The sequence below is a fragment of the Mesorhizobium koreense genome, from assembly GCF_031656215.1.
Classification (GTDB): Bacteria; Pseudomonadota; Alphaproteobacteria; order Rhizobiales; family Rhizobiaceae; genus Mesorhizobium_L; species Mesorhizobium_L koreense.
Genome location: NZ_CP134228.1, coordinates 4078170 through 4098950, shown reverse-complemented (window position 1 = coordinate 4098950; position 20781 = coordinate 4078170). Strand labels below are relative to the sequence as shown.

At 62.7% G+C, this 20781-nt stretch carries 19 protein-coding genes; 8 read left to right on the top strand and 11 right to left on the bottom strand.

Translation table 11 applies throughout. The features are described 5' to 3' along the window. Positions 1-15: 15 nt before the first annotated feature. The 6 genes from betB to betI form a co-directional block, all read right to left on the bottom strand. Positions 16-1479: a betaine-aldehyde dehydrogenase gene (betB, locus tag RBH77_RS19535; RefSeq protein WP_311029232.1), complete on the bottom strand. Its 1464-nt coding sequence runs from the start codon at positions 1477-1479 to the stop codon at positions 16-18. A 56-nt stretch (positions 1480-1535) separates the two neighbouring features. Continuing rightward, positions 1536-1682 (bottom strand): hypothetical protein, encoded by a 147-nt coding sequence (locus RBH77_RS19530; RefSeq protein ID WP_311029231.1) that lies wholly within the window; start codon positions 1680-1682, stop codon positions 1536-1538. 92 nt (positions 1683-1774) lie between these two features. After that, positions 1775-3427, bottom strand: a complete 1653-nt coding sequence (gene betA, locus RBH77_RS19525) for a choline dehydrogenase (protein WP_311029230.1) — start codon at positions 3425-3427, stop codon at positions 1775-1777. Between the two features lie 45 nt (positions 3428-3472). Continuing rightward, positions 3473-4108, bottom strand: a complete 636-nt coding sequence (locus RBH77_RS19520) for a glutathione S-transferase family protein (RefSeq protein WP_311029229.1) — start codon at positions 4106-4108, stop codon at positions 3473-3475. A gap of 30 nt (positions 4109-4138) precedes the next feature. Further along, positions 4139-5680: a choline-sulfatase gene (betC, locus tag RBH77_RS19515; protein WP_311029228.1), complete on the bottom strand. Its 1542-nt coding sequence runs from the start codon at positions 5678-5680 to the stop codon at positions 4139-4141. After that, a complete protein-coding gene (betI, locus tag RBH77_RS19510) occupies positions 5677-6255 on the bottom strand; it encodes a transcriptional regulator BetI (RefSeq protein WP_311029227.1) in 579 nt (192 codons plus the stop codon). The genes betC and betI overlap by 4 nt, the downstream gene beginning before the upstream one ends. Before the next feature lie 169 nt (positions 6256-6424). Between betI and RBH77_RS19505 the strand changes: the two genes are divergently transcribed. The 3 genes from RBH77_RS19505 (at position 6425) to RBH77_RS19495 (ending at position 9175) form a co-directional block, all read left to right on the top strand. Further along, the gene (locus RBH77_RS19505) at positions 6425-7591 is read left to right on the top strand and encodes an acetyl-CoA acetyltransferase (RefSeq protein ID WP_311029226.1); all 1167 of its coding nucleotides are present in this window, start codon (positions 6425-6427) and stop codon (positions 7589-7591) included. Between the two features lie 25 nt (positions 7592-7616). Beyond that, entirely contained in the window at positions 7617-8630 is a 1014-nt protein-coding gene (locus RBH77_RS19500) for an asparaginase (protein WP_311029225.1), read from the top strand. Between the two features lie 71 nt (positions 8631-8701). Then, a complete protein-coding gene (locus RBH77_RS19495) occupies positions 8702-9175 on the top strand; it encodes a GreA/GreB family elongation factor (protein ID WP_311029224.1) in 474 nt (157 codons plus the stop codon). Positions 9176-9440: 265 nt separating this feature from the next. Here the strand turns inward: RBH77_RS19495 and RBH77_RS19490 are convergent, their stop codons facing one another. From RBH77_RS19490 to RBH77_RS19480, 3 genes are all read right to left on the bottom strand, one after another. Then, entirely contained in the window at positions 9441-10433 is a 993-nt protein-coding gene (locus RBH77_RS19490; protein ID WP_311029223.1) for a magnesium transporter CorA family protein, read from the bottom strand. 80 nt (positions 10434-10513) lie between these two features. Beyond that, the gene (scpA, locus tag RBH77_RS19485; protein WP_311029222.1) at positions 10514-12667 is read right to left on the bottom strand and encodes a methylmalonyl-CoA mutase; all 2154 of its coding nucleotides are present in this window, start codon (positions 12665-12667) and stop codon (positions 10514-10516) included. Then, a complete protein-coding gene (locus RBH77_RS19480) occupies positions 12664-14103 on the bottom strand; it encodes a methylmalonyl-CoA mutase subunit beta (protein WP_311029221.1) in 1440 nt (479 codons plus the stop codon). The genes scpA and RBH77_RS19480 overlap by 4 nt, the downstream gene beginning before the upstream one ends. A gap of 198 nt (positions 14104-14301) precedes the next feature. On the opposite strand from RBH77_RS19480, the gene RBH77_RS19475 reads away from it, so the two are divergent. Next, complete coding sequence (locus RBH77_RS19475) at positions 14302-15825, top strand: helicase HerA-like C-terminal domain-containing protein (protein ID WP_311029220.1); 1524 nt, start codon at positions 14302-14304, stop codon at positions 15823-15825. Between the two features lie 87 nt (positions 15826-15912). Here RBH77_RS19475 and RBH77_RS19470 read toward each other — a convergent pair whose 3' ends face one another. Both RBH77_RS19470 and RBH77_RS19465 read right to left on the bottom strand, forming a co-directional pair. Beyond that, positions 15913-16623: a L,D-transpeptidase family protein gene (locus RBH77_RS19470; protein ID WP_311029219.1), complete on the bottom strand. Its 711-nt coding sequence runs from the start codon at positions 16621-16623 to the stop codon at positions 15913-15915. Positions 16624-16800: 177 nt separating this feature from the next. Next, on the bottom strand, positions 16801-17463 hold the full coding sequence (locus RBH77_RS19465) for a haloacid dehalogenase type II (RefSeq protein ID WP_311029218.1): 663 nt from the start codon (positions 17461-17463) through the stop codon (positions 16801-16803). Positions 17464-17625: 162 nt separating this feature from the next. Between RBH77_RS19465 and RBH77_RS19460 the strand changes: the two genes are divergently transcribed. The 4 genes from RBH77_RS19460 (at position 17626) to RBH77_RS19445 (ending at position 20778) form a co-directional block, all read left to right on the top strand. Further along, positions 17626-18504 carry a branched-chain amino acid aminotransferase gene (locus RBH77_RS19460; protein ID WP_311029217.1) on the top strand — a complete coding sequence of 293 codons (879 nt, stop codon included), beginning with the start codon at positions 17626-17628 and terminating at the stop codon, positions 18502-18504. Positions 18505-18603: 99 nt separating this feature from the next. Next, positions 18604-19203, top strand: a complete 600-nt coding sequence (locus RBH77_RS19455; RefSeq protein WP_311029216.1) for a superoxide dismutase — start codon at positions 18604-18606, stop codon at positions 19201-19203. Between the two features lie 171 nt (positions 19204-19374). Continuing rightward, entirely contained in the window at positions 19375-19818 is a 444-nt protein-coding gene (locus tag RBH77_RS19450) for a c-type cytochrome (RefSeq protein WP_311029215.1), read from the top strand. Positions 19819-19836: 18 nt separating this feature from the next. Continuing rightward, positions 19837-20778, top strand: coding sequence for a cytochrome c (locus RBH77_RS19445; RefSeq protein ID WP_311029214.1), 942 nt, complete (start codon positions 19837-19839; stop codon positions 20776-20778). The last annotated feature ends 3 nt before the right edge of the window (positions 20779-20781 follow it).

Sequence of the window (20781 nt, the reverse complement as noted above, 5' to 3'; positions counted from 1 at the left end):
TTATGGAGACCTGCGTCAGTACGGGCTCGCGACGTCGCCCGTTTCGACATAAACGCTCTTGATCTGCGAATAATGCGAGAGCGCTGCGAGCGCGTTTTCACGGCCGATTCCCGACTGCTTGTACCCGCCGAAGGGGAGTTCCACCGGCGTCAGATTGTAGTTGTTGATCCAGCAGGTTCCCGCCTGCAATTCCGCGATCACGCGATGGGCGCGGGGCAGGTCGCGCGTGAAGATTCCGGCGGCAAGGCCGAACTCCGTGTCGTTGGCGCGGCGGATGGCCTCTTCCTCCTTCGTGAAGGAAAGAACGGACATCACCGGCCCGAAGATTTCCTCGCGCGCGATCGTCATGCCGTCCTCAACATCGGTGAAAATCGTCGGCTCGACGAAAAGTCCGTTCTCGAAGCCTTGCAGCTTCGGCATGCCGCCGCCATGGGCGAGCTTCGCGCCTTCCTTCTTGCCGGTCTCGATATAGGCCAGCACCTTTTCATGCTGCACCCTGTTGATGAGCGGCCCCATTTGCGTCTCGGGATCGAGCGGGTCGCCGATGCGGATTTTCTTCGTCCGCTCCGTTAGCCGGGCGAGGAAGCGCTCGCGGATGCCGTCCTGCACGAAGACGCGCGTGCCGTTCGAGCAGACCTGGCCGGTGGAATAGAAATTCGCCATCATGGCGCCGCCGACGGCGTTCTCGACATCGGCATCGTCGAAGACGATGAGCGGCGACTTGCCGCCGAGTTCCATCGTGACGTGCTTCAGCTTCGAGCCGGCGGCGCCGGCTATTCTGCGCCCGGTCGGAACGGAGCCGGTGAGAGAAACCTTGGCGACGGCCTCATGGCCGACAAGGGCCGCGCCGACATCGCCGAAGCCTTGAACGACATTGAAGAGCCCATCCGGCAGGCCGGCTTCGGTATAGATTTCGGCGAGCGCCAGCGCGGAAAGCGGCGTGTTCTCTGAAGGCTTGAAGACCATGGCGTTGCCCATGGCAAGCGCCGGGGCCGATTTCCACGCCGCGATCTGGATCGGATAATTCCAGGCGCCGATGCCGGCGCATACGCCGAGCGGTTCCCGCCGCGTATAGCCGAACGGGCCGCCGAGATCGACATGGGAGCCGTGGAAGGCGGCGACCGCCCCGCCGAAGAATTCGAGCGCGTCGGCGGCCGAGGCGGGATCGGCGACCAGTGTCTCCTGCAAGGCCTTGCCGGTGTCGAGCGTTTCGAGCCGGGCGAGTTCGGCGTTGCGCTCGCGGAGGATATCGGAGGCGCGGCGAAGCACGCGCCCCCGCTCGACGGGTTTGAGGCGCGCCCATTCGGCCTGTGCAGAGCGCGCGGCCTCTATCGCCAGTTCGACGATGTTGGGCGTGGCGGCATGGAGATGAGCGATCGTCTCGCCGGTGGCGGGATAGATCACCTCCAGCCTCTGGCCGTGCTCGTCTTCGACGTAGCCGCCATTGACGTAATGCGATGCCGTCGGTTGCGCCTTCATGCGGGGCGGCTCCCATGGATTCGCCGGGCCTGTTGCGAACGGCCCGGGCGGAAATTTCAGTTCTTCTGTATCTTCAATCCGTTCTGGTCGAACTGGATCTGGACCCCCTCCGGCTTGGTGCGCTCATGATAGATATAGCCGCCGAGCGCGACCACGATCACCACGAGGGCGCCGATAATGAGATAGAGTTGGTTCTGCTTCACGGGAACGACCCTCCAGAGCCAAAAACGGCTCGATTCCCCTCGATAACGCCCATTCGGCGTTGAATCCAGCGGCGGCCGGCCCCATCCGCGGTTTACCGGTCGGATTCCCGCCAGCGCGGGTTGATCCACGGTTCTTGATTGGAGGGCGCTAACGGCGCCCTGTCGAGGATGTGGTCGGCCGCCTTCTCGCCGGTCATCAGCGACGGCGCGTTCAGATTTCCGTTGGTAATGCGTGGGAAGATGGAGGAATCGGCGACCCTAAGGCCTTCGACGCCGATCACCCGGCATTCCGGATCGACCACGCTCAAAGGGTCGTCCGCCGCACCCATCCGGCAGGTGCCGCAGGGATGATAGGCGCTCTCGACATGCGCGCGGATGAAGTCGTCCAGTTCTTCGTCGCTCTGCACTTGCGCACCCGGCGCGATCTCCTCGCCGCGGAAATCGTCAAAGGCCTGCTGCCCGAAGATCTCGCGCGTCAGCCTGATGCAATGCCTGAAATCCGCCCAATCGTCCGGATGCGCCATGTAGTTGAATCGGATCACCGGCTTGTCGGCGGGATCGATGGAACGCAGCGTTACCGAGCCGCGCGATTTCGACCGCATCGGCCCGACATGCGCCTGGAAACCGTGCGACTTCGCCGCCGCCTTGCCGTCATAGCGGATGGCGACCGGCAGGAAGTGGTACTGGATGTCGGGGTAGTCGATCCCGGCGCGCGAGCGCACGAAAGCCGCCGCCTCGAAATGATTGGACGCGCCGAGCCCGGTCTTGAAGAACAGCCACTCCGCCCCGATCAGAGCCTTGGAGAAGGGGTTCAGCTTGGAATAAAGCGTGATCGGCTTGGTCGAAGCCTGCTGGATGTAAAGCTCCAGATGATCCTGCAAATTCTGCCCCACGCCCGGCCGGTCCGCCACCAGTTCGATGCCGAGTTCCTTCAGATGCGTCGCCGATCCGATGCCGGAAAGCATCAGGAGCTTAGGCGAATTGATCGAAGAGGCAGCGAGGATCACCTCGCGCCGCGCCTTCACCACCTCCACCTTTCGCCGCCTCTCGATCTCCACGCCGACCGCGCGTTGATTCTCGATCATCACACGTCGCGCGAAACCGCTGACAAGACTCACGTTTTTCCGTTTCAGAGCCGGCCTCAGATAGGCGTTCGCCGCAGACCAGCGCCGCCCGTTATGGATCGTCTGCTCCATCGGCCCGAAGCCTTCCTGCTTCGACCCGTTATGGTCCGCTGTCGTCTCGAACCCCGCCTGCCTGCCTGCCTCGGTGAAGGCGGCGAAGAGCGGATTGTGGCTCGACCCACGCTGAACATGCATCGGCCCGTCCGTGCCGCGCCAGCCGGCCTCGCCGCCGTGGGAAGTCTCCATGCGCTTGTAGTAGGGCAGTACGTCGGCGAAGCTCCAGCCGCGCGCGCCCTCTTCGGCCCAATGGTCGAAATCGCGCGCATGGCCGCGCACATAGACCATGCCGTTGATCGAGGAGGAGCCGCCCAGCACCTTGCCGCGCGGTGTTGCCAGCACGCGCCCGCCGAGATGCGGTTCCGGCTCGCTCGAAAAACCCCAATCGTAGCGGCTCATATTGAGCGGGATCGACAGCGCCGCCGGCATCTGGATGAGCGGCCCGTAATCCGTGCCGCCATATTCGATGACGATCACCGAATGCCGCCCGTCCTCCGACAGCCGGTAGGCGAGCGCCGAACCCGCCGAGCCGGACCCGACGATGACGTAGTCGGCCTCAAGCATGAGGGGGGTACGCGGCCGTTCCGGCAAGCAACTGACCGGGCTGCATCACACCGCCCTCAACGTCTCATACGAAACCATCGCATGCTCGGCGAAGGCCGGGCGATCCTTGAGCCGCTCATAATAGGCGACGAGGTTCGGTGTCTCCGCCCTGTCGAAAGCCATGGTGAAATAGCGATAGAGCTGATGCGCGAAAGGGATATCGGCAAAGGTGAATTCGTTGCCGGCAAGCCACGGCCCGTCGCCGATGCGCCTGTCTGCGATGCCGGCGAGCCGCCTGAGCTGGGTTTCGAGACCGGCGACCGTCGCTGCGTTGCGCTCGCTTTCCCGCGTCCGCACGAGCTGACCGAAGATCTGTCCCATGGGCGGCGTGAAGCTCGTCCGCCCCCATTCCGCCCACTGGTCGAGCCGGCCGCGTTTGCCTGCATCCTTTGGCCAGAAAGGCTCGCTCGCATATTTCGCGCCGAGATAGCGAAGGATCGCCGCGCTCTCGAACATGGTGAGGTCGCCGTCCTGCATGGTCGGCACCAGCCCGTTCGGGTTCATCGCCAGATATTCCGGCGTATTCGTCCCTCCAAAAGAACCGCCGACGTCGAGCCTTCTGTGCGGCAGGCCGAGTTCGCCGATCGCCCACATGACGATCTGCACATTGGAGGAAGTCGCCCTTCCGTGAACCGTGATCATGTCGTTCTCCCTGTTTGCTGTTCCCCCAAGTCACTCTCCCCGGGGAAACCGTTTGTGCTCTTCGAGGTTGTCGAGGTTCATGTGGTTGCGCATGTAGCGTTCGGACGCGTTGCGCAACGGCTGGAAATCCCATGGGTAGTAGGCGCCGTTCCGGAGCGCCGGATAGACGACCCAGCGGCGCGCCTGGCTCTCGCGTACGGCAGCGTCGAAAGCGGCCATATCCCAACGCGAATGGACCTTCTCCATGAAGGACGCCATCAGCGCGGCGTACGCTGGGTCGGCCGCGAGGTTTTCCCGCTCGTCGGGATCCGATTCCAGATCAAACAGTTGCGGCGGGTCGATCTCGCAGTGAACGAACTTGTAGCGCCCGTCGCGGATCGCCACCATCGGGGCATTGGAGCCCTCGGCGGCGTATTCCATCAGCACCGGCGCCTTGCGCGCCCCTCCGTCCATCAGAGGCTTCAGCGACTGGCCGTCGGTCCAGGACATGATAGCGTCCATGTCCACGCCGGCGAGGTCGGCGAGCGTCGGCAGGATGTCGAGATTGGAGACGGGAGACTCGATCAGACCGGGCTTGATTCCCGGTCCCGCGATCATCAGCGGCACGCGAGCCGAGCCCTCATAGAACGACATCTTGAACCACAGGCCACGCTCGCCGAGCATGTCGCCGTGGTCGGAACAGAAGAGGATGATCGTGTCGTCCAGCATCCGCGTCCGTTCGAGAACGGAGACGAGTTCCCCGACCTTGTCGTCCAGATAGCTGATATTGGCGAAATAACCGCGCCGCGAGCGGCGGACATTCTCCTCCGTGATCGAGTAGCCCGCATAGTCGCTCGCTCGATAAAGGCGCTGCGAATGCGGGTCCTGCTTCTCAAAGGGGATGAACCCGACCCTCGGCTCGAGTTCGGCGCAGTCCTCGTAGAGGTCCCAATATTGCCGCCGCGCGACATACGGATCGTGCGGATGGGTGAAGGAAACGGTCAGGCACCAGGGGCGCCGGTCGGCGTCTTCCGACACGCGCGAGAACTCGTAGAGCTTCTGTGCCGCGTGGAATGAGACCTCGTCGTCATATTCCATCTGGTTGGTAATCTCGGCGACGCCGGCGCCGGTGACGGAGCCCAGATTGTGATACCACCAGTCGATGCGCTCGCCGGGCTTGCGGTAATCCGGCGTCCAGCCGAAATCGGCCGGATAGATGTCGGTCGTCAACCTCTCCTCGAAGCCGTGGAGCTGGTCCGGCCCGACGAAATGCATCTTGCCCGAGAGGCAGGTGTGATAGCCGCTCGCGCGCAGGTGATGCGCGTAGGTCGGGATGTCGGAGGCGAATTCAGCGGCGTTGTCGTAGACCCGCGTCCGCGACGGCAACTGCCCGCTCATGAAGGAAGCGCGGCCCGGCGCGCACAGAGGCGAGGCGGTGTAGTTGTTGGCGAAGCGCGCCGAGCGTGCTGAGAGCGCCTTCAGGTGCGGCGCATGCAGGAAACCGGCCGGTCCATTCGGGAAGAGCGTCCCGTTCAACTGGTCGACCATGAGGATGAGGATATTCGGGCGGCCGGTTCTGTGGGGCAAAGTCATCGGGCAAGCCTCAGTTCGACATAGTCTTCGACGAGCCGCTCGGCAGAGACCGCGTCGGCCGGTCCGTCCTTCAGAGCGCGGCGGATATAGAAGCCGTCGATCATGGCTGCGATCGTCTCGGCCGTGTCGATCGCTTCGATACGTGGCAGAAAGGCGGAAAGCCCGCTCATCAGATTCGAGTGGAGCCGCCTTGCATAGACGATGAGCAGCCGCCGCATGGGCGGCGATTTCTGCGCCTCGACATAGAAGGCGAGCCACGCGGCAACTGTTTCAGCGCGGAACTGGTGCGTGGAGAAATTGACCGCGATCACAGCGGAAAGTCGCGCGCGCGGCGTATCCGCCTTGCGCAGCGCCGTCATCAGATCCGTGCCGAGTTCCGAAAGCAGGTGCCGCATCGTTGCCTGGAGGAGTTCTTCCTTGGCGCCGAAATAGTGATGGGCAAGCGCCGAGGAGACACCCGCCCTCCCGGCAATCTGCGACATGGTCACGTCAAGCGCGCCACGCTCGCCGATCGCCGAGATCGTCGCATCGATCAGCGCCCGCCTCCTTAGCGGCTCCATTCCAAGCTTCGGCATATCCACCTCTTGCCGGAATTCTATTTTTAATTGACTGGTCAATCAACAAAAAATGACGATCGGGATGCGGTCGGCAGCGCTTTAAGTGCCGCTTGCGAGTATCCACCTTTAGGGAATAAACCGAATATTGGACCAATCGTGCCGCGCTGCGGCGGCAAAGGAGTTTGACATGACGGCTTGCATTGTTGGGTGGGCGCATCTGCCTTTCGGCCGGCATCCGGACGAGACGCTCGAAGGCATGATCACCAGGGTCGCGGCCGACGCGATCGAACATGCCGGCATCGGTCCGGACGATATCGACGAGATCGTGCTCGGCCATTTCAACGCGGGCTTCTCGGCCCAGGATTTCACAGCGAGCCTCGTACTTCAGGCCGGCGACCGGCTGCGCTTCAAGCCGGCGACGCGTGTGGAGAACGCCTGCGCCACCGGATCGGCGGCGGTCCGCCAAGGCATCCGCGCGATCGACGCGCATGCGGCCAAGGTCGTGCTCGTCGTCGGCGCCGAGCAGATGACGACGACGCCCGGCCCGGAGATCGGGAAGAATCTCCTGAAGGCGTCCTACCTGCCCGAGGATGGCGACACGCCGGCCGGTTTCGCCGGCGTCTTCGGAAAGATCGCGCAGGCCTATTTCCAGCGTCATGGCGATCAGTCCGATGCTTTGGCCGCCATCGCCGCGAAGAACCACAAGAACGGTGTCGAGAACCCCTACGCGCAGATGCGTAAGGATCTCGGCTATGATTTCTGCCGGCAGGAGAGCGAGAAGAACCCCTTCGTCGCCGGCCCGCTGAAGCGGACGGATTGCTCGCTCGTCTCCGACGGCGCCGCGGCGATCGTGCTCGCCGATGTCGATACGGCACTTTCGATGAAGCGCGCCGTTGCCTTCCGCGCCAACGAGCACGTGCAGGATTTCCTTCCCATGTCGAAGCGCGACATCCTGCTGTTCGAGGGTTGCGAGGAGGCGTGGGCGAGGGCGCTCCGCAAGGCCGGTGTCACGCTCGGCGACCTCTCCTTCGTCGAGACGCATGACTGCTTCACCATCGCCGAACTCATCGAATACGAGGCGATGGGGCTTACGCCGCGCGGGCAGGGTGCGAGCGCCGTGCTCGACGGCACGACGGCGAAGGACGGCCGCCTGCCGGTCAACCCTTCCGGCGGCCTCAAGGCGAAGGGCCATCCGATCGGCGCAACCGGCGTCTCCATGCATGCGCTTACCGCCATGCAGTTGATGGGCGAAGCCGGCGGCATGCAGATCGAGGGCGCGAAACTCGGCGGCATCTTCAACATGGGCGGCGCGGCAGTGGCGAACTACGTCTCCATCCTCGAACGCATCCGCTAGCGCGCGTTCGGGGGAGGGGCTTCGAATGGACGACCCGGTTCTGGTCGAGGTGATGCGTGGTGGCAGGGTCGAGAGCCGGCATCGCGGTGCAATCGCCATCCTTGACGCCGATGGCGCGGTGCATACGGCGTTGGGCGATATCGGCCGCGCCGTCTTCCCGCGCTCGGCGGTGAAGTCGATACAAGCGCTGCCTTTGGTCGAAAGCGGTGCGGCCGACGCGTTCGGCTTCGGCAAAAAGGAACTGGCGCTTGCCTGCGCGTCGCACTCCGGCGAACCGGCGCATGTGGCGCTTGCCGCTTCCATGCTGGAGCGGGCCGGGCTGGACGGGACGGCGCTCGAATGCGGCGCGCACTGGCCGAGCCGGCAGGAGGTAACGATCGAACTGGCGCGCTCCGGCGCTGCTCCGACGGCGCTGCACAACAACTGTTCCGGCAAGCATTCGGGGTTCCTTTCGGTCTGCCAGCATTGCGGCGTCGACCATCATGGCTATGTGCGGATGGATCACCGCCTTCAGGATATGGTCCGCGATGCGCTGGAAGGGGTGACCGGTGCGCCGCACGGGCTCGATAACAGCGGCACCGATGGCTGCTCGATCCCGACCTATGCGATACCGCTGAAAAGCCTGGCGCTTGGCTTTGCCCGCATGGCGACGGGAACGCGATTGGGGCCGAAGAGGGCGGAGGCTGCTAAACGGCTGTTTTCCGCCTGTACGGCCGAACCCTTCTATGTTGCCGGCACGGGTCGCGCCTGCACGAAGATCACGGAGGCGGGGAAGGGCCGCGTCTTCGTCAAGACGGGCGCGGAAGGTGTCTATTGCGCCGCCGTGCCGGAACTCGGTCTCGGCATCGCGCTCAAATGCGACGACGGCGCCGGTCGGGCGTCGGAAACGGTCGTTAGCGCTGTTCTGGCGCACCTGCTCCGGGACGACGCCGAGCTTTCCGGCAAGCTGGCCAACCTCGCGCAGCCGACGCTCAGCAATTGGAACGGCATCGAGGTCGGCAGCGTCCACCCAGCCTTCACGCTGGCGTCCGCCGGATAAGCGTCCGTGTCGATGTACTACCCCGGCCGCCTTTTCCTTGAGAAAGCGATACGGAGTGATAGAGTCCACGGATGAGCAGAGCGTTTACCCGCGAGCAGGATGACGACCGTTCACCGAGCGATATCGGCGAACGGCCGATCAGCGAGCATCGCAACCTCGTGACGCCGGAAGGCCTCCGCATGATCGAGGCGGAAGCGGCCGCGCTACGCGAAGACCTTGTGAAAGCCGAAGCGGAGGGCGAGCGCGAGAAGATCGCCCTGATTTCACGCGATCTGCGCTATTGGTCGGCCCGACGCGAGAGCGCTGAGGTTTCCGTGCCCGATCCTGAAAGCGACGTCGTTCGTTTCGGCATGAGCGTCACGATCGAAGCCGAGGACGGAACTCCGCACCGGTGGAAGATCGTCGGCGAGGACGAGGCCGACGCCACGAAGGGCAAGATCTCGCATGTTTCGCCGATGGCGGTAGCCTTGTTCGGTAAGAATGTGGGGGATCTTGCGACCGTGAACGGCAAGGAATGGGAGATTATTGCGCTGGGGACCTCTTAAGCGACAGGCTATGCCTTCGCTCTGCCGGCAATCGTGTAAGGCGCCAACCTCTCCTTGGCCTCGGCAAGTCGCTTCTTGAATTCGTCGGTCATGTACGGAGAGTTATCTCCCTGCGCCAGCACTGATAAAGCAACGTGATAGCGATCCATGCACTGGCGTGCCGTCGCAAGGCTCCGTTTGTCCTTTTCGGTCAGCTTCGATATGGTACAACTCCCGCATGAAATCCATGATTACCACACGCAGATGCCTGGGAAAAGCGATCCCGCTACAACCACCCCTTCCGGCGGAAATAGAGGATGGGCAGGATGGCCGAGACCAGCATGAGGCCGAGCGCATATGGATAGCCGGCCAGCCATGAAAGCTCGGGCATGTTGTGGAAGTTCATGCCGTAGATCGACGCCACGAGGGTAGGGGGCATGAAGACGACGGCGGCGACGGAGAAGATCTTGATGATCGCGTTCTGCTCGACCGATACCAGCCCCACCACGGTATCGAGCAGGAAGGTGATCTTGTTGGAAAGGAATCCGACATAGTCGTTGAGCGACTGGGTATCGCGCTCCAGCGATTTCATCCAGGCGCGGCTTTCCTTGCTGCTCTTGCCGTTGATCGCCCCGGCGGAGAGGTAGACGAGCATGCGGTTGATGCCCGCAAGGCTCTCCCGGACCTTCGAGAGGAAAGCGCCTTCCTTGCCGATGCTGCGCAACGCCTCGCGAAAGGCGGGTGTCCCCATCGGCCGCTCGCCGGGTTCCGTGCTGAACAGCATGGAGGAGGTGTCATCGAGGCCGCTTGCGACGTTTTCCAGTATGTCGGCGATGCGGTCGGTGATGGCTTCGATCAGCCCAAGGAACAGCCAGTTTGCATCGCATTTGGGCGCGATGATGCCATTGCCCGGCTTGGCGATCCGGGCTTCGAACTGCATGAAGGATTTTGGGTTGGAATAGCGCAGCGTGACGAGACGGTTGCCGGCGAGAATGAAGGTTATCGGCGCGATCCCCGGCGATCCGACATGCGAGGAGTGGAGTACCGAGGCCGTCATGAACTGCACGCCGTTTTCCGTATAGAAGCGGCTCGATTCCTCGATCTCGCGCATTTCGTCAGGATTCGGGATGCCGACGCCGAGCATCCGCTCGACGGCCTGCTCCTCGTCCTTTGTAGGTGTGTTGAGATCGATCCAGGCGACACCGTCCGGCACGCCGATTGCCGGATCGATGGCGGTGGGAAGCAGACACTCGCCCTCCCTGAGATACGCCGTCAGCATCGCAGCCTCCGCATCGCTTGATTATGCCGGGATACCGCCGAAGGGAGGCGGGAGTCCATATTGAGGGAGCGAGTCTCGCTTCAAGTGCCGTGGCGGCGCGCCGGCCCGGCAGCCGCCAGAAGCGTGTCGACCAGATTCTCCGCCGCTTCCGGGATCACCGTGCCGGGCGGGAAGATGGCATCGGCGCCGGCCTCGCGTACGGCCTCGAAATCGTCCGGAGGGATGACGCCGCCGGCGACGATCATAATGTCGCCGCGTCCGAGACGCTGAAGCGCTTCTTTCAGTTCTGGGATCAGCGTCAGGTGTCCTGCCGCGAGCGACGAGGCGCCGACGATATGGACATCGTTCTCGGCCGCGAGCTTCGCGATCTCCTCGGGCGTCTGGAACATCGCGCCGACCGTGACCTCGAAGCCGAGATCGGCGAAGGCGCTGGCAATCACCTTCTGGCCGCGGTCGTGACCGTCCTGACCCATCTTCGCCACCAGGATGCGCGGCTTCGTTCCTGTCAGCCGATCAAAACGCTCGACCTTGCCGAGAACGCGCTCGACGACGGCGTTTTCGCCGATCTCCTTGCGATATACGCCGGAAATGGTGCGGATCTCCGCGACGTGCCGACCGAAGGCCTTTTCCAGCGCCAGCGAGATTTCACCGACCGTCGCCTTGGCGCGCGCGGCCCTGACGGCTAGGCCGAGAAGGTTGCCCTTGCCGCTGCGGGCGGCCTCTGTCAGCGCGCCAAGCGAGGTTTCGACAGCCGCGACGTCGCGTGTGCCCTTGAGTTGCTGCAATTTGGCCAACTGGCGCGCGCGGACTTCAGCGTTGTCGACCTTCAACACGTCGACCTCGATGTCCTGCTCCGGCCGGTAGCTGTTGACGCCGACTACCATCTGCTCGCCTGAATCGATCCGCGCCTGTGTGCGCGCCGCCGCTTCCTCGATCCTGAGTTTGGGCACGCCTTTTTCGATGGCTGCCGCCATGCCGCCCAGTGTTTCCACTTCCTCGATATGGGAAAGCGCACGGGCGGCCAGATCATGCGTCAGCCGCTCGACATAGTAGGAGCCGCCCCATGGATCGATCACCCGCGTCGTGCCGGATTCTTTCTGCAACAGCAATTGCGTGTTGCGTGCGATGCGCGCGGAATGGTCGGTCGGTAGCGCCAGCGCCTCGTCGAAGGAGTTGGTGTGGAGCGATTGGGTATGCCCCTGCGTTGCCGCCATCGCCTCGATCATGGTGCGCATGATGTTGTTGTAGGGATCCTGCGCGGTGAGCGACCAGCCCGAGGTCTGGCAGTGCGCCCTCAGCGACAGCGAGCGCGGGTTCTTCGGCGCGAAATTCTTATGCATCAGCACCGCCCAGATGAGCCGTGCGGCGCGCAGCTTCGCCACTTCCATGAAGAAATTCATGCCGGCGTTCCAGAAGAAGGAAAGCCGGGGCGCGAACTTGTCGATGTCGAGGCCGGCGGCGACCCCCGCTCGCGCATATTCGACCCCGTCCGCGATCGTATAGGCGAGTTCGAGGTCGACCGTCGCTCCCGCTTCCTGGATGTGGTAGCCGGAGATCGAGATCGAATTGAATTTCGGCATATGCTCGGACGTATAGGCGAAGATATCCGAGATGATCCGCATCGAGGGTTTTGGCGGGTAGATATAGGTATTACGGACCATGAACTCCTTGAGGATGTCGTTCTGGATGGTCCCGGCGAGGTCCTTCTGGGCGACGCCCTGTTCCTCGCCCGCCACGATGTAGAGCGCCATGATCGGCAGCACCGCGCCGTTCATGGTCATCGACACCGTCATCTGGTCGAGCGGGATGCCGTCGAAAAGCTGCCGCATGTCGAGGATGGAATCGATGGCGACGCCCGCCATGCCGACATCGCCGGCGACGCGCGGATGGTCGCTGTCATAGCCGCGATGGGTGGCCAGATCGAAAGCGATCGAAAGGCCTTTCTGGCCTGCCGCCAGATTGCGCCGGTAAAACGCGTTCGATTCCTCGGCCGTCGAGAACCCGGCATATTGCCGGATCGTCCATGGCTGCTGGACATACATGGTGGGGTAGGGGCCGCGCAGATAGGGCGCGGCACCTGGGTAGGTATCCAGATAGGGCAGCCCGGCGAGGTCGCGTTCGCGGTAGCTGCGGCGGATCGCTATCCCTTCCGGCGTTTGCCGCCTGTCGCGCGGCGGCTTGGCCGCTTTGGCCCGGGCCTCGCGCCAGTCGATCGACGAAAAGTCTGGTATCACGCGTTGCTTCCAATCAACTGGTCGAGCCGCAGGGCCGGCAGGCGCTCGCAGAACACTGTGCCGTCTTCCGGCAGGGGCCGCTTATCGGCGTTCAGCGTCGATACGGCCCGCTCCTCGGGCGCCGGATAGATCGTCGTGCCGAGGATGGCCCGCTCGCCATCCCGGAACTTGGCCGTGCGCTCTTTCCGTGCCGCTTTCACCCGTTCCTGGAAGCGCCCCTTTGACAGGCTTTCGAGCATGCCGCCTTCTGCCTCGATCCGGCGGAATTCGTCCCAGGCCTTTTCGCATAGCGACCCGGTGAGCGCATCGATCGCGCCTGAACCGGCGGCGGGGTCAATGACGAAATCGAGATGGCTTTCGCCGGCGAGGATGAGCTGGGTATTGCGCGCGATACGGCGCGCGGCCGCGTCGGGAAGGCCGTGAGCGAGCGTATGCGGCAGTACGGAAACCGTATCGGCCCCGCCGATGCCGGCCGAGAATGCTGCGATGGTGTTGCGCAGGATATTCGTTTCGGCATCGCGCCTGGTAAGCATACGAAACGATGTTTCGGCGTGGACGCTGGCCTGCGAGGGCTCGATCGAGCATGCTTCCTGCGCTGCGATCCAGAGTTTGCGCAGCGCCCGGATCTTGGCGATCGACATGAGTTGATCCTGGTCGACGCTGAGCGCGAAGCCGATATGCGGCGCGGCGTAGACAAGCGGCTGCCGTTCCTCCTCGAACATGCGCAGATGCCAGATGGCGGCCGCCAGCATGGCGCCGAGCTCCTGCGCCTCGGTCGCGCCTGCATTGTGATAGACCCGGCCATCGGCCTCAAGCAGCACAGCCGGTACGCCCATTGCGAAGAAATGCGCCAGCGATTGCGGCATCGAGGCCTTCAGCGCTTCGATCGACATCCTGAGCCGTCCGGTGCCGACGAAATTCGCCGCCGGGTCGATACCGAAGGAAAGGCTGAGCTTGGTCGGATCGGCACGACGCTGCGTCAACAGTTCCACCAGCCAGTCGACCGACATCCGGCTGGAGGGATGCACGTCGATCCTCAAATGCGTCTTGTCGAGCGGAATGCCTTCCAGCGCCTGCAAGAGTGCCTCTGCCGTTCCAGGCAACCCATAACCGAAGGCGTTCGGCGCACCGTCGAAGATGATCGCGAGTCCGGTTGCGCCATTCTCGACGTCGTCCAGGGCCTGGGCGTTCGCCCTTTCAGGATCAGTGTCATCCACGCGCTGCACGATCGACCAGCATTTACGTGGATCGACGCGCCCCGAAGGCGCTACGTCGCGCGCGCGGTCGTAGAGCGGATCAATGCGGATCTCATCGTCCGTATAGGAAAGCAACGACTTGTCGAAATCGGCGCCACCCAGCGCCTTGGCGACAAGAGCCAGCCAACCACTCCGATCAGTCGTCGTCAGACGGGTCGTTCTGATGACGTCCGAATCCATGGAGCCTCCCTTCCGCTAATCAACAGTTGGTTGATTTTAGGATGTGCCGTTACATACCGCAATGCGTCATTCGGGCTACCGGCACCTGCCTCGTGGCCGCAAAATCGGCCTGCGGCATTGTCGCGTACCGCTTGCATTACTATAGGGGAACCGAGGCGGGCCGCCACCCGCGCCATTCAGAATTGGAGAATAGGCCAGATGACGGACGAGAAGAGCATTTTCCTCGGAGCGAGCCGCAAGCCGGACGACAGCTATCAGAAGCCGGAGGAATTGCTGCTGCGCTACGGCAACCGCCACGGCCTGGTGACGGGTGCGACCGGTACCGGCAAGACGGTTACGCTGCAAGTGCTGGCGGAAGGCTTCTCCAGACGGGGCGTTCCGGTCTTTTGCGCCGACATCAAGGGCGACCTGTCCGGCATTGCCATGAAGGGCGAAGCCAAGGATTTTCTCACCGCCCGCGCAAAACAGGTGAAGCTCAACCCCTACGAGTTCGAGCAGTTTCCGGTGATCTTCTGGGACCTCTTTGGGGAACAGGGCCATCCGATCCGCGCTACCGTATCTGAGATGGGGCCGCTTCTCCTGTCGCGGCTGATGGATTTGTCGGAGGCGCAGGAAGGCGTCATGAACATCGCCTTCAAGATCGCGGACGACGAGGGCCTGCTTCTTCTCGACATGAAGGATCTGCAGGCGCTTCTGGCCAATATCGCCGAGCGCGCCGACGAGATCGGCGTGAAATACGGTAACGTCACCAAGGCTTCCGTCGGTGCTATCCAGCGCACGCTCCTGATCCTCGACCAGCAGGGCGCCTCGCATTTCTTCGGCGAGCCGGCGCTCAAGATCAGTGATCTGATGCGCACGACGCCCGACGGACGCGGGGCCATCAACGTGCTCGCCGCAGACAAGCTGATGATGAACCCACGGCTTTACGCCACCTTCCTGCTCTGGCTCTTGTCGGAACTTTTCGAGGAACTGCCGGAGGTCGGCGATCCGGACAAGCCGAAGCTGGTCTTCTTCTTCGACGAGGCGCATCTCCTTTTCGACGATGCGCCCAAGATCGTCGTCGATCGCGTCGAGCAGGTCGTGCGCCTGATCCGCTCGAAGGGCGTCGGCGTCTACTTCGTCACACAGAACCCGCTCGACGTTCCCGATACGGTGCTGGCGCAACTCGGCAATCGCGTCCAACATGCGCTTCGCGCCTATACGCCGCGCGAGCAGAAGGCGGTGAAGACGGCCGCGGAAACGTTTCGGCCGAACCCCGATTTTGATTGCGCGAAAGTCATCACCCAATTGGGCGTCGGCGAAGCGCTGGTTTCGACGCTCGGCGAAAAGGCCGTGCCTTCGGTCGTCCAGCGCACGCTGATCCGTCCGCCTTCCTCGCGCATCGGCCCGATCACCGACGCCGAGCGCAAGACAATAATGGATGAGAGCCCGGTTTCCGGTCAATACGACAAGGCGGTCGACCGTGAATCGGCCTTCGAGATGCTGCAGAAAAAGGCGGGTGCTGCCGCCGAGGCAACCGAACAAGCCGATGGAAAGCCGCGCGGCGGCCAGTCTTCCGGCGGATCGGTATGGGGCGAGGTCGGCGATATCCTCGTCGGTTCCGGTGGCAGCCGGCGTCAGTCCGTCGCGGAAGCCGCGATGAAATCGGTCGTCCGTTCCGTAGGCTCGTCTCTCGGTCGGGCACTCGTGCGCGGAATATTGGGCGGCTTGACGAAGCGATAAGACTTTCGGCAAGCTTGAAAGAAAAATAAAATCAATCGTTTCAACAGTTTTCCCGAATCATCGGGAAAACTGTTGGGATCGCGTCGATCACACCACCAGCACTGGCGTCTTCACCGGCACGCGGCTATAGAGGTCGATGATATCCTGATTGATGAGGCGCACGCAGCCCGACGAAACAGCCTTGCCGATGGACCACCATTCGGGCGAGCCGTGCAGGCGGTAAAGCGTATCGACGTTGCCCTGGAACAGATAGAGCGCGCGGGCACCGAGCGGGTTGTCGAGGCCAGGCGGCATGCCGCCATTGGCGGCGCTGTATTTCGCCAGTTCCGGCTGCCGCGCGATCATGTCGTCCGGCGGAGTCCATTTCGGCCATTTCTGTTTCCACTGGACTTGCGCCCGGCCCGACCAGGAGAATCCCTGCCGTCCGATGCCGACGCCGTAGCGAAGTGCCTGACCGTCTTCCATGACGAGATAGAGGAACCGCGTCGGTGTGTGCACGACAATCGTGCCGGGCCGTTCCCCTGTCGGGTCCTCGACGATCTGGCGGTAATATTGCGGATCGATCTTCTGATAGGGGACAGCAGGGATGAGGCGTCCGTCATCCTCCAACGGTCCGTACATGGCCGCCGGACCGCTGAAAGCCGGTTCGGTTTCGTAAGGCGGAAATCCTTCCGCCGGTTCGATCGACGGCGGCGATGTCACGCATGCGGAAAGTGCGGTCGATGCGGCGCCGACTGCCGCCATGCCAAGAAAGCGCCGGCGGGTGAGCGCGGCCCGGTGAAGTTCGTTGCCTGTCATCTGTCTGCTTGAGCCCTGTGTGGATGCCCGGATCGTTTCGCCATCCTCCCCCGAAACAACGATTGCGGGAAAACAGCGGCGAAATGCGGCCGGAAGTGGACCGGCAGGTCTGAAACGAACAAACGTGCTGATTTGTTGCATCCCGGCAACGGAATACCCGCCTGACGGGAGCACCTCTCAGGTCGACGCTGCGAGCCGGTCCAGACTGGGCAGGATCACGCTCGGCTTATGGTCCATATATTCGTCCGGCTGGTTCGTGCGGTTGATCCAGACGGTGCGAAAACCGAATTTCGTGGCGCCCGCGATATCCCAGCGATTGGACGACTGGAAGGAGACGGCGTCGGGATAGAGCCGCCAGGCGGTGGTGACCAGTTCGTAGACGGACTGGTCCGTCTTGAAGCGCCGGATAGGATCCACGGAAAAGACATCATCGAGCACGGTGTCTAGCGCCGCTTTCCGGACCGCCGTTTCCAGCATGGCCGGCGAGCCGTTGGAGAGGATCGCCACGCGTGCGCCTTCCGCCTTGAGCGCTTTCAGCACTGCCGGCACTTCCGGATAGCAGTCGAGATCGCGATAGGCGTCGAGCAATTTCGGCTTCAGTGCCGGATCGGCGGAAGGATATTTGGCGAAGGCGAAATCGAGCGCCTGCTCGGTGAGCTGCCAGAAATCGAGATACGACCCCATCAGCGTCCGCACCCAGGAATATTCGATCTGCTTGATCCGCCAAAGCTCAGATATGGCCTGGCCGTCGGGGCCGACCTCGGCGGCGTGCCGGCGTACAGCCGCATGTACGTCGAAAAGCGTTCCGTAAGCGTCGAAGACAAAGGCCGAATACCGCATGCTATCCTCGGGGAGGGGAAATCCAGTGTGCAATCTTAACGCGTTGTCGCAACCGGCGCGACTATATCTGGACCACGATTTGTTGTGCCATGACGATTGACGATGGAAGGCAAAGCGCTTTCCATGGCGGTGATATGCTGATCACGTGGAGTGAATCCTCGAATGAAAGTGAATACTGCCGCCCAGACGACTACCTGGACCTACGTTGATGGCGATTGGCATGAGGGCAACGTGCCGCTCGTGGGGCCGCGCAGCCACGTCATGTGGCTCGGCTCGAGCGTCTTCGACGGTGCCCGCTGGTTCGAAGGCGTCGCGCCCGATCTCGATCGTCATGCCGCGCGGGTGAATGTCTCGGCTGCGGCGCTCGGCCTGAAGCCGACGATGAGCGCGGAGGAGATCATCGGTCTAACCTGGGAAGGCTTGAAGAAGTTCGACGGCAAGACCGCAGTTTACATCCGGCCGATGTATTGGGCCGAGCATGGCGGCTATATGGGCGTGCCGGCAGACCCGGAATCGACCCGCTTCTGCCTCTGCCTCTACGAAGCGCCGATGCAGGAGCCATCAGGTTTTTCGGTGGCGGTCTCGCCTTTCCGCCGTCCGACGATCGAGACCATGCCGACCAATGCGAAGGCCGGCTGCCTGTACCCGAACAATGCCCGCGCCATTACGGAGGCGAAGAGCCGCGGCTTCGATAACGCGCTGGTGCTCGACATGCTCGGCAATGTCGCCGAAACCGGCTCGTCCAACGTCTTCATGGTCAAGGACGGCCACGTCTTCACGCCGGCCGCCAACGGCACCTTCCTGTCGGGCATCACCCGTTCGCGTACCGTCGCGCTGCTCGCCGACTACGGGTTCCGCACAGTTGAAAAGACGTTGTCGGTCCTTGATTTCATGGAGGCCGACGAGATTTTCTCAACAGGCAATCACTCCAAGGTGGTGCCGATCACGCGCATCGAAAACCGCGATCTCCAGCCCGGCCCCGTCGCCAAGAAGGCACGCGAGCTTTACTGGGAATGGGCGCATTCGACAGCCGTCGGGTGAGCCGCTAAAAGAAGCCCGGACACGCCTCCCGGCCTTGTCCGGGACCCGAGAGAACCTATCTTGTCCATAACTTTCATCACGTAATGAGGGAGACCGATCATGGCCTTTGAACTGCCGCCGCTGCCTTACGACTACGAGGCGCTCCAGCCCTATATGTCCAAGGAAACGCTGGAATATCACCACGACAAGCACCACAAGGCCTATGTCGATAACGGCAATAAGCTGGCGGCCGAGGCGGGGATGGACAAGCTGTCTCTGGAAGAGGTTGTGAAGCAGTCTTTCGGCAAGAATGCCGGTCTCTTCAACAATGCCGCCCAGCATTACAACCATACCCATTTCTGGCCCTGGATGAAGAAGGGCGGCGGCGGCAAGAAGCTGCCGGGCGCGCTGCAAAAGGCGGTCGACAGTGACCTCGGCGGCTATGACAAATTCCGCGCCGATTTCATCAATGCCGGCGCAACGCAGTTCGGCTCCGGTTGGGCCTGGCTTTCGGTGAAGAACGGAAAGCTCGAGATTTCCAAGACGCCGAACGGCGAGAACCCGCTCGTCCACGGCGCGACGCCGATCCTCGGCGTCGATGTCTGGGAGCATTCCTATTACATCGACTATCGCAACGCGCGGCCGAAATATCTGGAGGCCTTCGTCGATAATCTGATCAACTGGGATCACGTGCTGAAGCTCTACGAGAAAGCTTCCTGATCGACCTCTCGTGAAGACCCCGGCATTGTCCGGGGTCTTTTTTCTTGACGATCCGTAACTGCGGAAACCCCCGACTTCACGCAAGAGTGAGAAGAAACGGAGGAATTAAACCGTCATCATCGGTGTTGTTGGCGACGGGCGCATCTGCCTGTGAACCCCGGGAGGAGAGGAATGAAGAAAATCGCACTTGCCGTTTCCGGCCTTATGTTGGCCGCCACCGTGGCCATGGCGGCGAACGACCCGATCGCGACGAGAAAGGCACTGATGGACGCCAATGGCGCGGCAGCGGGCGTTTCCGCCGCGATGCTGAAGGGTGACCTCGATTACAATCCGGCCGTCGCCAAATCAGCGATCATGACCCTGCGCGCGGTCTCGCATTCTTACGGCACCTTCTTCCCCGAAGGCTCGGACAAGGGCGATACCAAGGCTTCGCCGAAGATATGGTCCGATCATGCCGGCTTCGAGGCGGAATTGGCGAAATTCCAGGCGGACGCCGATGCCGCGGCCAAGGCGGCGGGTAAGGATGGTCCGGCCGATCTGGACGCCTTCAAGGCTGCGGTCACGCCGGTATTCAACCATTGCAAGACCTGCCATCAAGACTATCGCCTGAAATAGCGTAAGGTCCCGCGCCTCATGACGGTTCGCCGCCTGATTCTGGCCATTGTCGTTCTGGTGGTGGCCGGGGGGCTGGCGTTCTGGCTGCTTACGATTCCGCGCGGGCTTGATCCGAAAAGCGTAGCGAACCTCGCCCCAGGCGATGCAGCCAGGGGCGAGCGGATATTCTGGGCCGGCGGCTGCGTCTCCTGCCATGGCCGGCCCGGCGCCAAGGGCGATGCCCGGCTGGAACTGGCGGGCGGTCTGGAATTGAAGACGCCGTTCGGTGTCTTCGTGCCGCCGAACATCTCGCCCGACAAGGCGGACGGCATCGGTGCGTGGACGCTCGCGGATTTCGCCAATGCGCTGAAGCGCGGCGTCTCTCCGGACGGGCGACATTATTATCCGGCCTTTCCGTACCCATCTTATGCCCGGATGAAGCTTAGCGATATCGCCGACCTCTTCGCCTTCATCAAAACGCTGCCGCCGGTGTCAGGCAGGACGCCGCCCGACCGACTCTCCTTCCCCTATTCGGTGCGTCGCGGCATCGGATTGTGGAAGCTGCTCTATTTATCCGACAAGCCTGTTGTCAGCCTGCCAGCCGGTGCTTCCGAGAAGGCGAAGGAAGGACAGTATCTGGTCGAAGGGCCGGGCCATTGCGGCGAATGCCACACGCCGCGCAATTTCCTCGGCGGGACGAAGAACGATCTGTGGCTTTCCGGTGCGGTCGCCGTGGAGGGGAAGGGGCACGTGCCGAATATCACCTCCGGCGAGGGTGGAATCGGTGACTGGTCGGAGAAGGACATCGCCTATTATCTCGAAAGCGGCTTCACGCCTGATTTCGATTCGGTTGGAGGTGCCATGGTCGATGTTCAGGAGAACATCGCGCACCTCACCACCGCCGACCGCGAGGCGATCGCGGCCTATCTGAAGGCAGTCCCGCCGCATCCGAACGGCTATCCGGCCGAGAAAAAGAAGTAAGGG

Bases quoted from the DNA above. Each gene is read 5' to 3' on its own strand.
- RBH77_RS19490 (WP_311029223.1), bottom strand. From the start codon at position 10,433: ATGCTGACGGCGTATCTCAGGGAGGGCGAGTGTCTGCTTCCCACCGCC.
- RBH77_RS19455 (WP_311029216.1), top strand. From the start codon at position 18,604: ATGGCCTTTGAACTGCCGCCGCTGCCTTACGACTACGAGGCGCTCCAG.
- RBH77_RS19460 (WP_311029217.1), top strand. From the start codon at position 17,626: ATGAAAGTGAATACTGCCGCCCAGACGACTACCTGGACCTACGTTGAT.
- RBH77_RS19480 (WP_311029221.1), bottom strand. From the start codon at position 14,103: ATGGATTCGGACGTCATCAGAACGACCCGTCTGACGACGACTGATCGG.
- RBH77_RS19445 (WP_311029214.1), top strand. From the start codon at position 19,837: ATGACGGTTCGCCGCCTGATTCTGGCCATTGTCGTTCTGGTGGTGGCC.
- betC (WP_311029228.1), bottom strand. From the start codon at position 5,680: ATGACTTTGCCCCACAGAACCGGCCGCCCGAATATCCTCATCCTCATG.
- RBH77_RS19505 (WP_311029226.1), top strand. From the start codon at position 6,425: ATGACGGCTTGCATTGTTGGGTGGGCGCATCTGCCTTTCGGCCGGCAT.
- betA (WP_311029230.1), bottom strand. From the start codon at position 3,427: ATGCTTGAGGCCGACTACGTCATCGTCGGGTCCGGCTCGGCGGGTTCG.
- RBH77_RS19475 (WP_311029220.1), top strand. From the start codon at position 14,302: ATGACGGACGAGAAGAGCATTTTCCTCGGAGCGAGCCGCAAGCCGGAC.
- betB (WP_311029232.1), bottom strand. From the start codon at position 1,479: ATGAAGGCGCAACCGACGGCATCGCATTACGTCAATGGCGGCTACGTC.
- RBH77_RS19470 (WP_311029219.1), bottom strand. From the start codon at position 16,623: ATGACAGGCAACGAACTTCACCGGGCCGCGCTCACCCGCCGGCGCTTT.
- RBH77_RS19495 (WP_311029224.1), top strand. From the start codon at position 8,702: ATGAGCAGAGCGTTTACCCGCGAGCAGGATGACGACCGTTCACCGAGC.
- RBH77_RS19465 (WP_311029218.1), bottom strand. From the start codon at position 17,463: ATGCGGTATTCGGCCTTTGTCTTCGACGCTTACGGAACGCTTTTCGAC.
- RBH77_RS19520 (WP_311029229.1), bottom strand. From the start codon at position 4,108: ATGATCACGGTTCACGGAAGGGCGACTTCCTCCAATGTGCAGATCGTC.
- RBH77_RS19500 (WP_311029225.1), top strand. From the start codon at position 7,617: ATGGACGACCCGGTTCTGGTCGAGGTGATGCGTGGTGGCAGGGTCGAG.
- RBH77_RS19450 (WP_311029215.1), top strand. From the start codon at position 19,375: ATGAAGAAAATCGCACTTGCCGTTTCCGGCCTTATGTTGGCCGCCACC.
- betI (WP_311029227.1), bottom strand. From the start codon at position 6,255: ATGCCGAAGCTTGGAATGGAGCCGCTAAGGAGGCGGGCGCTGATCGAT.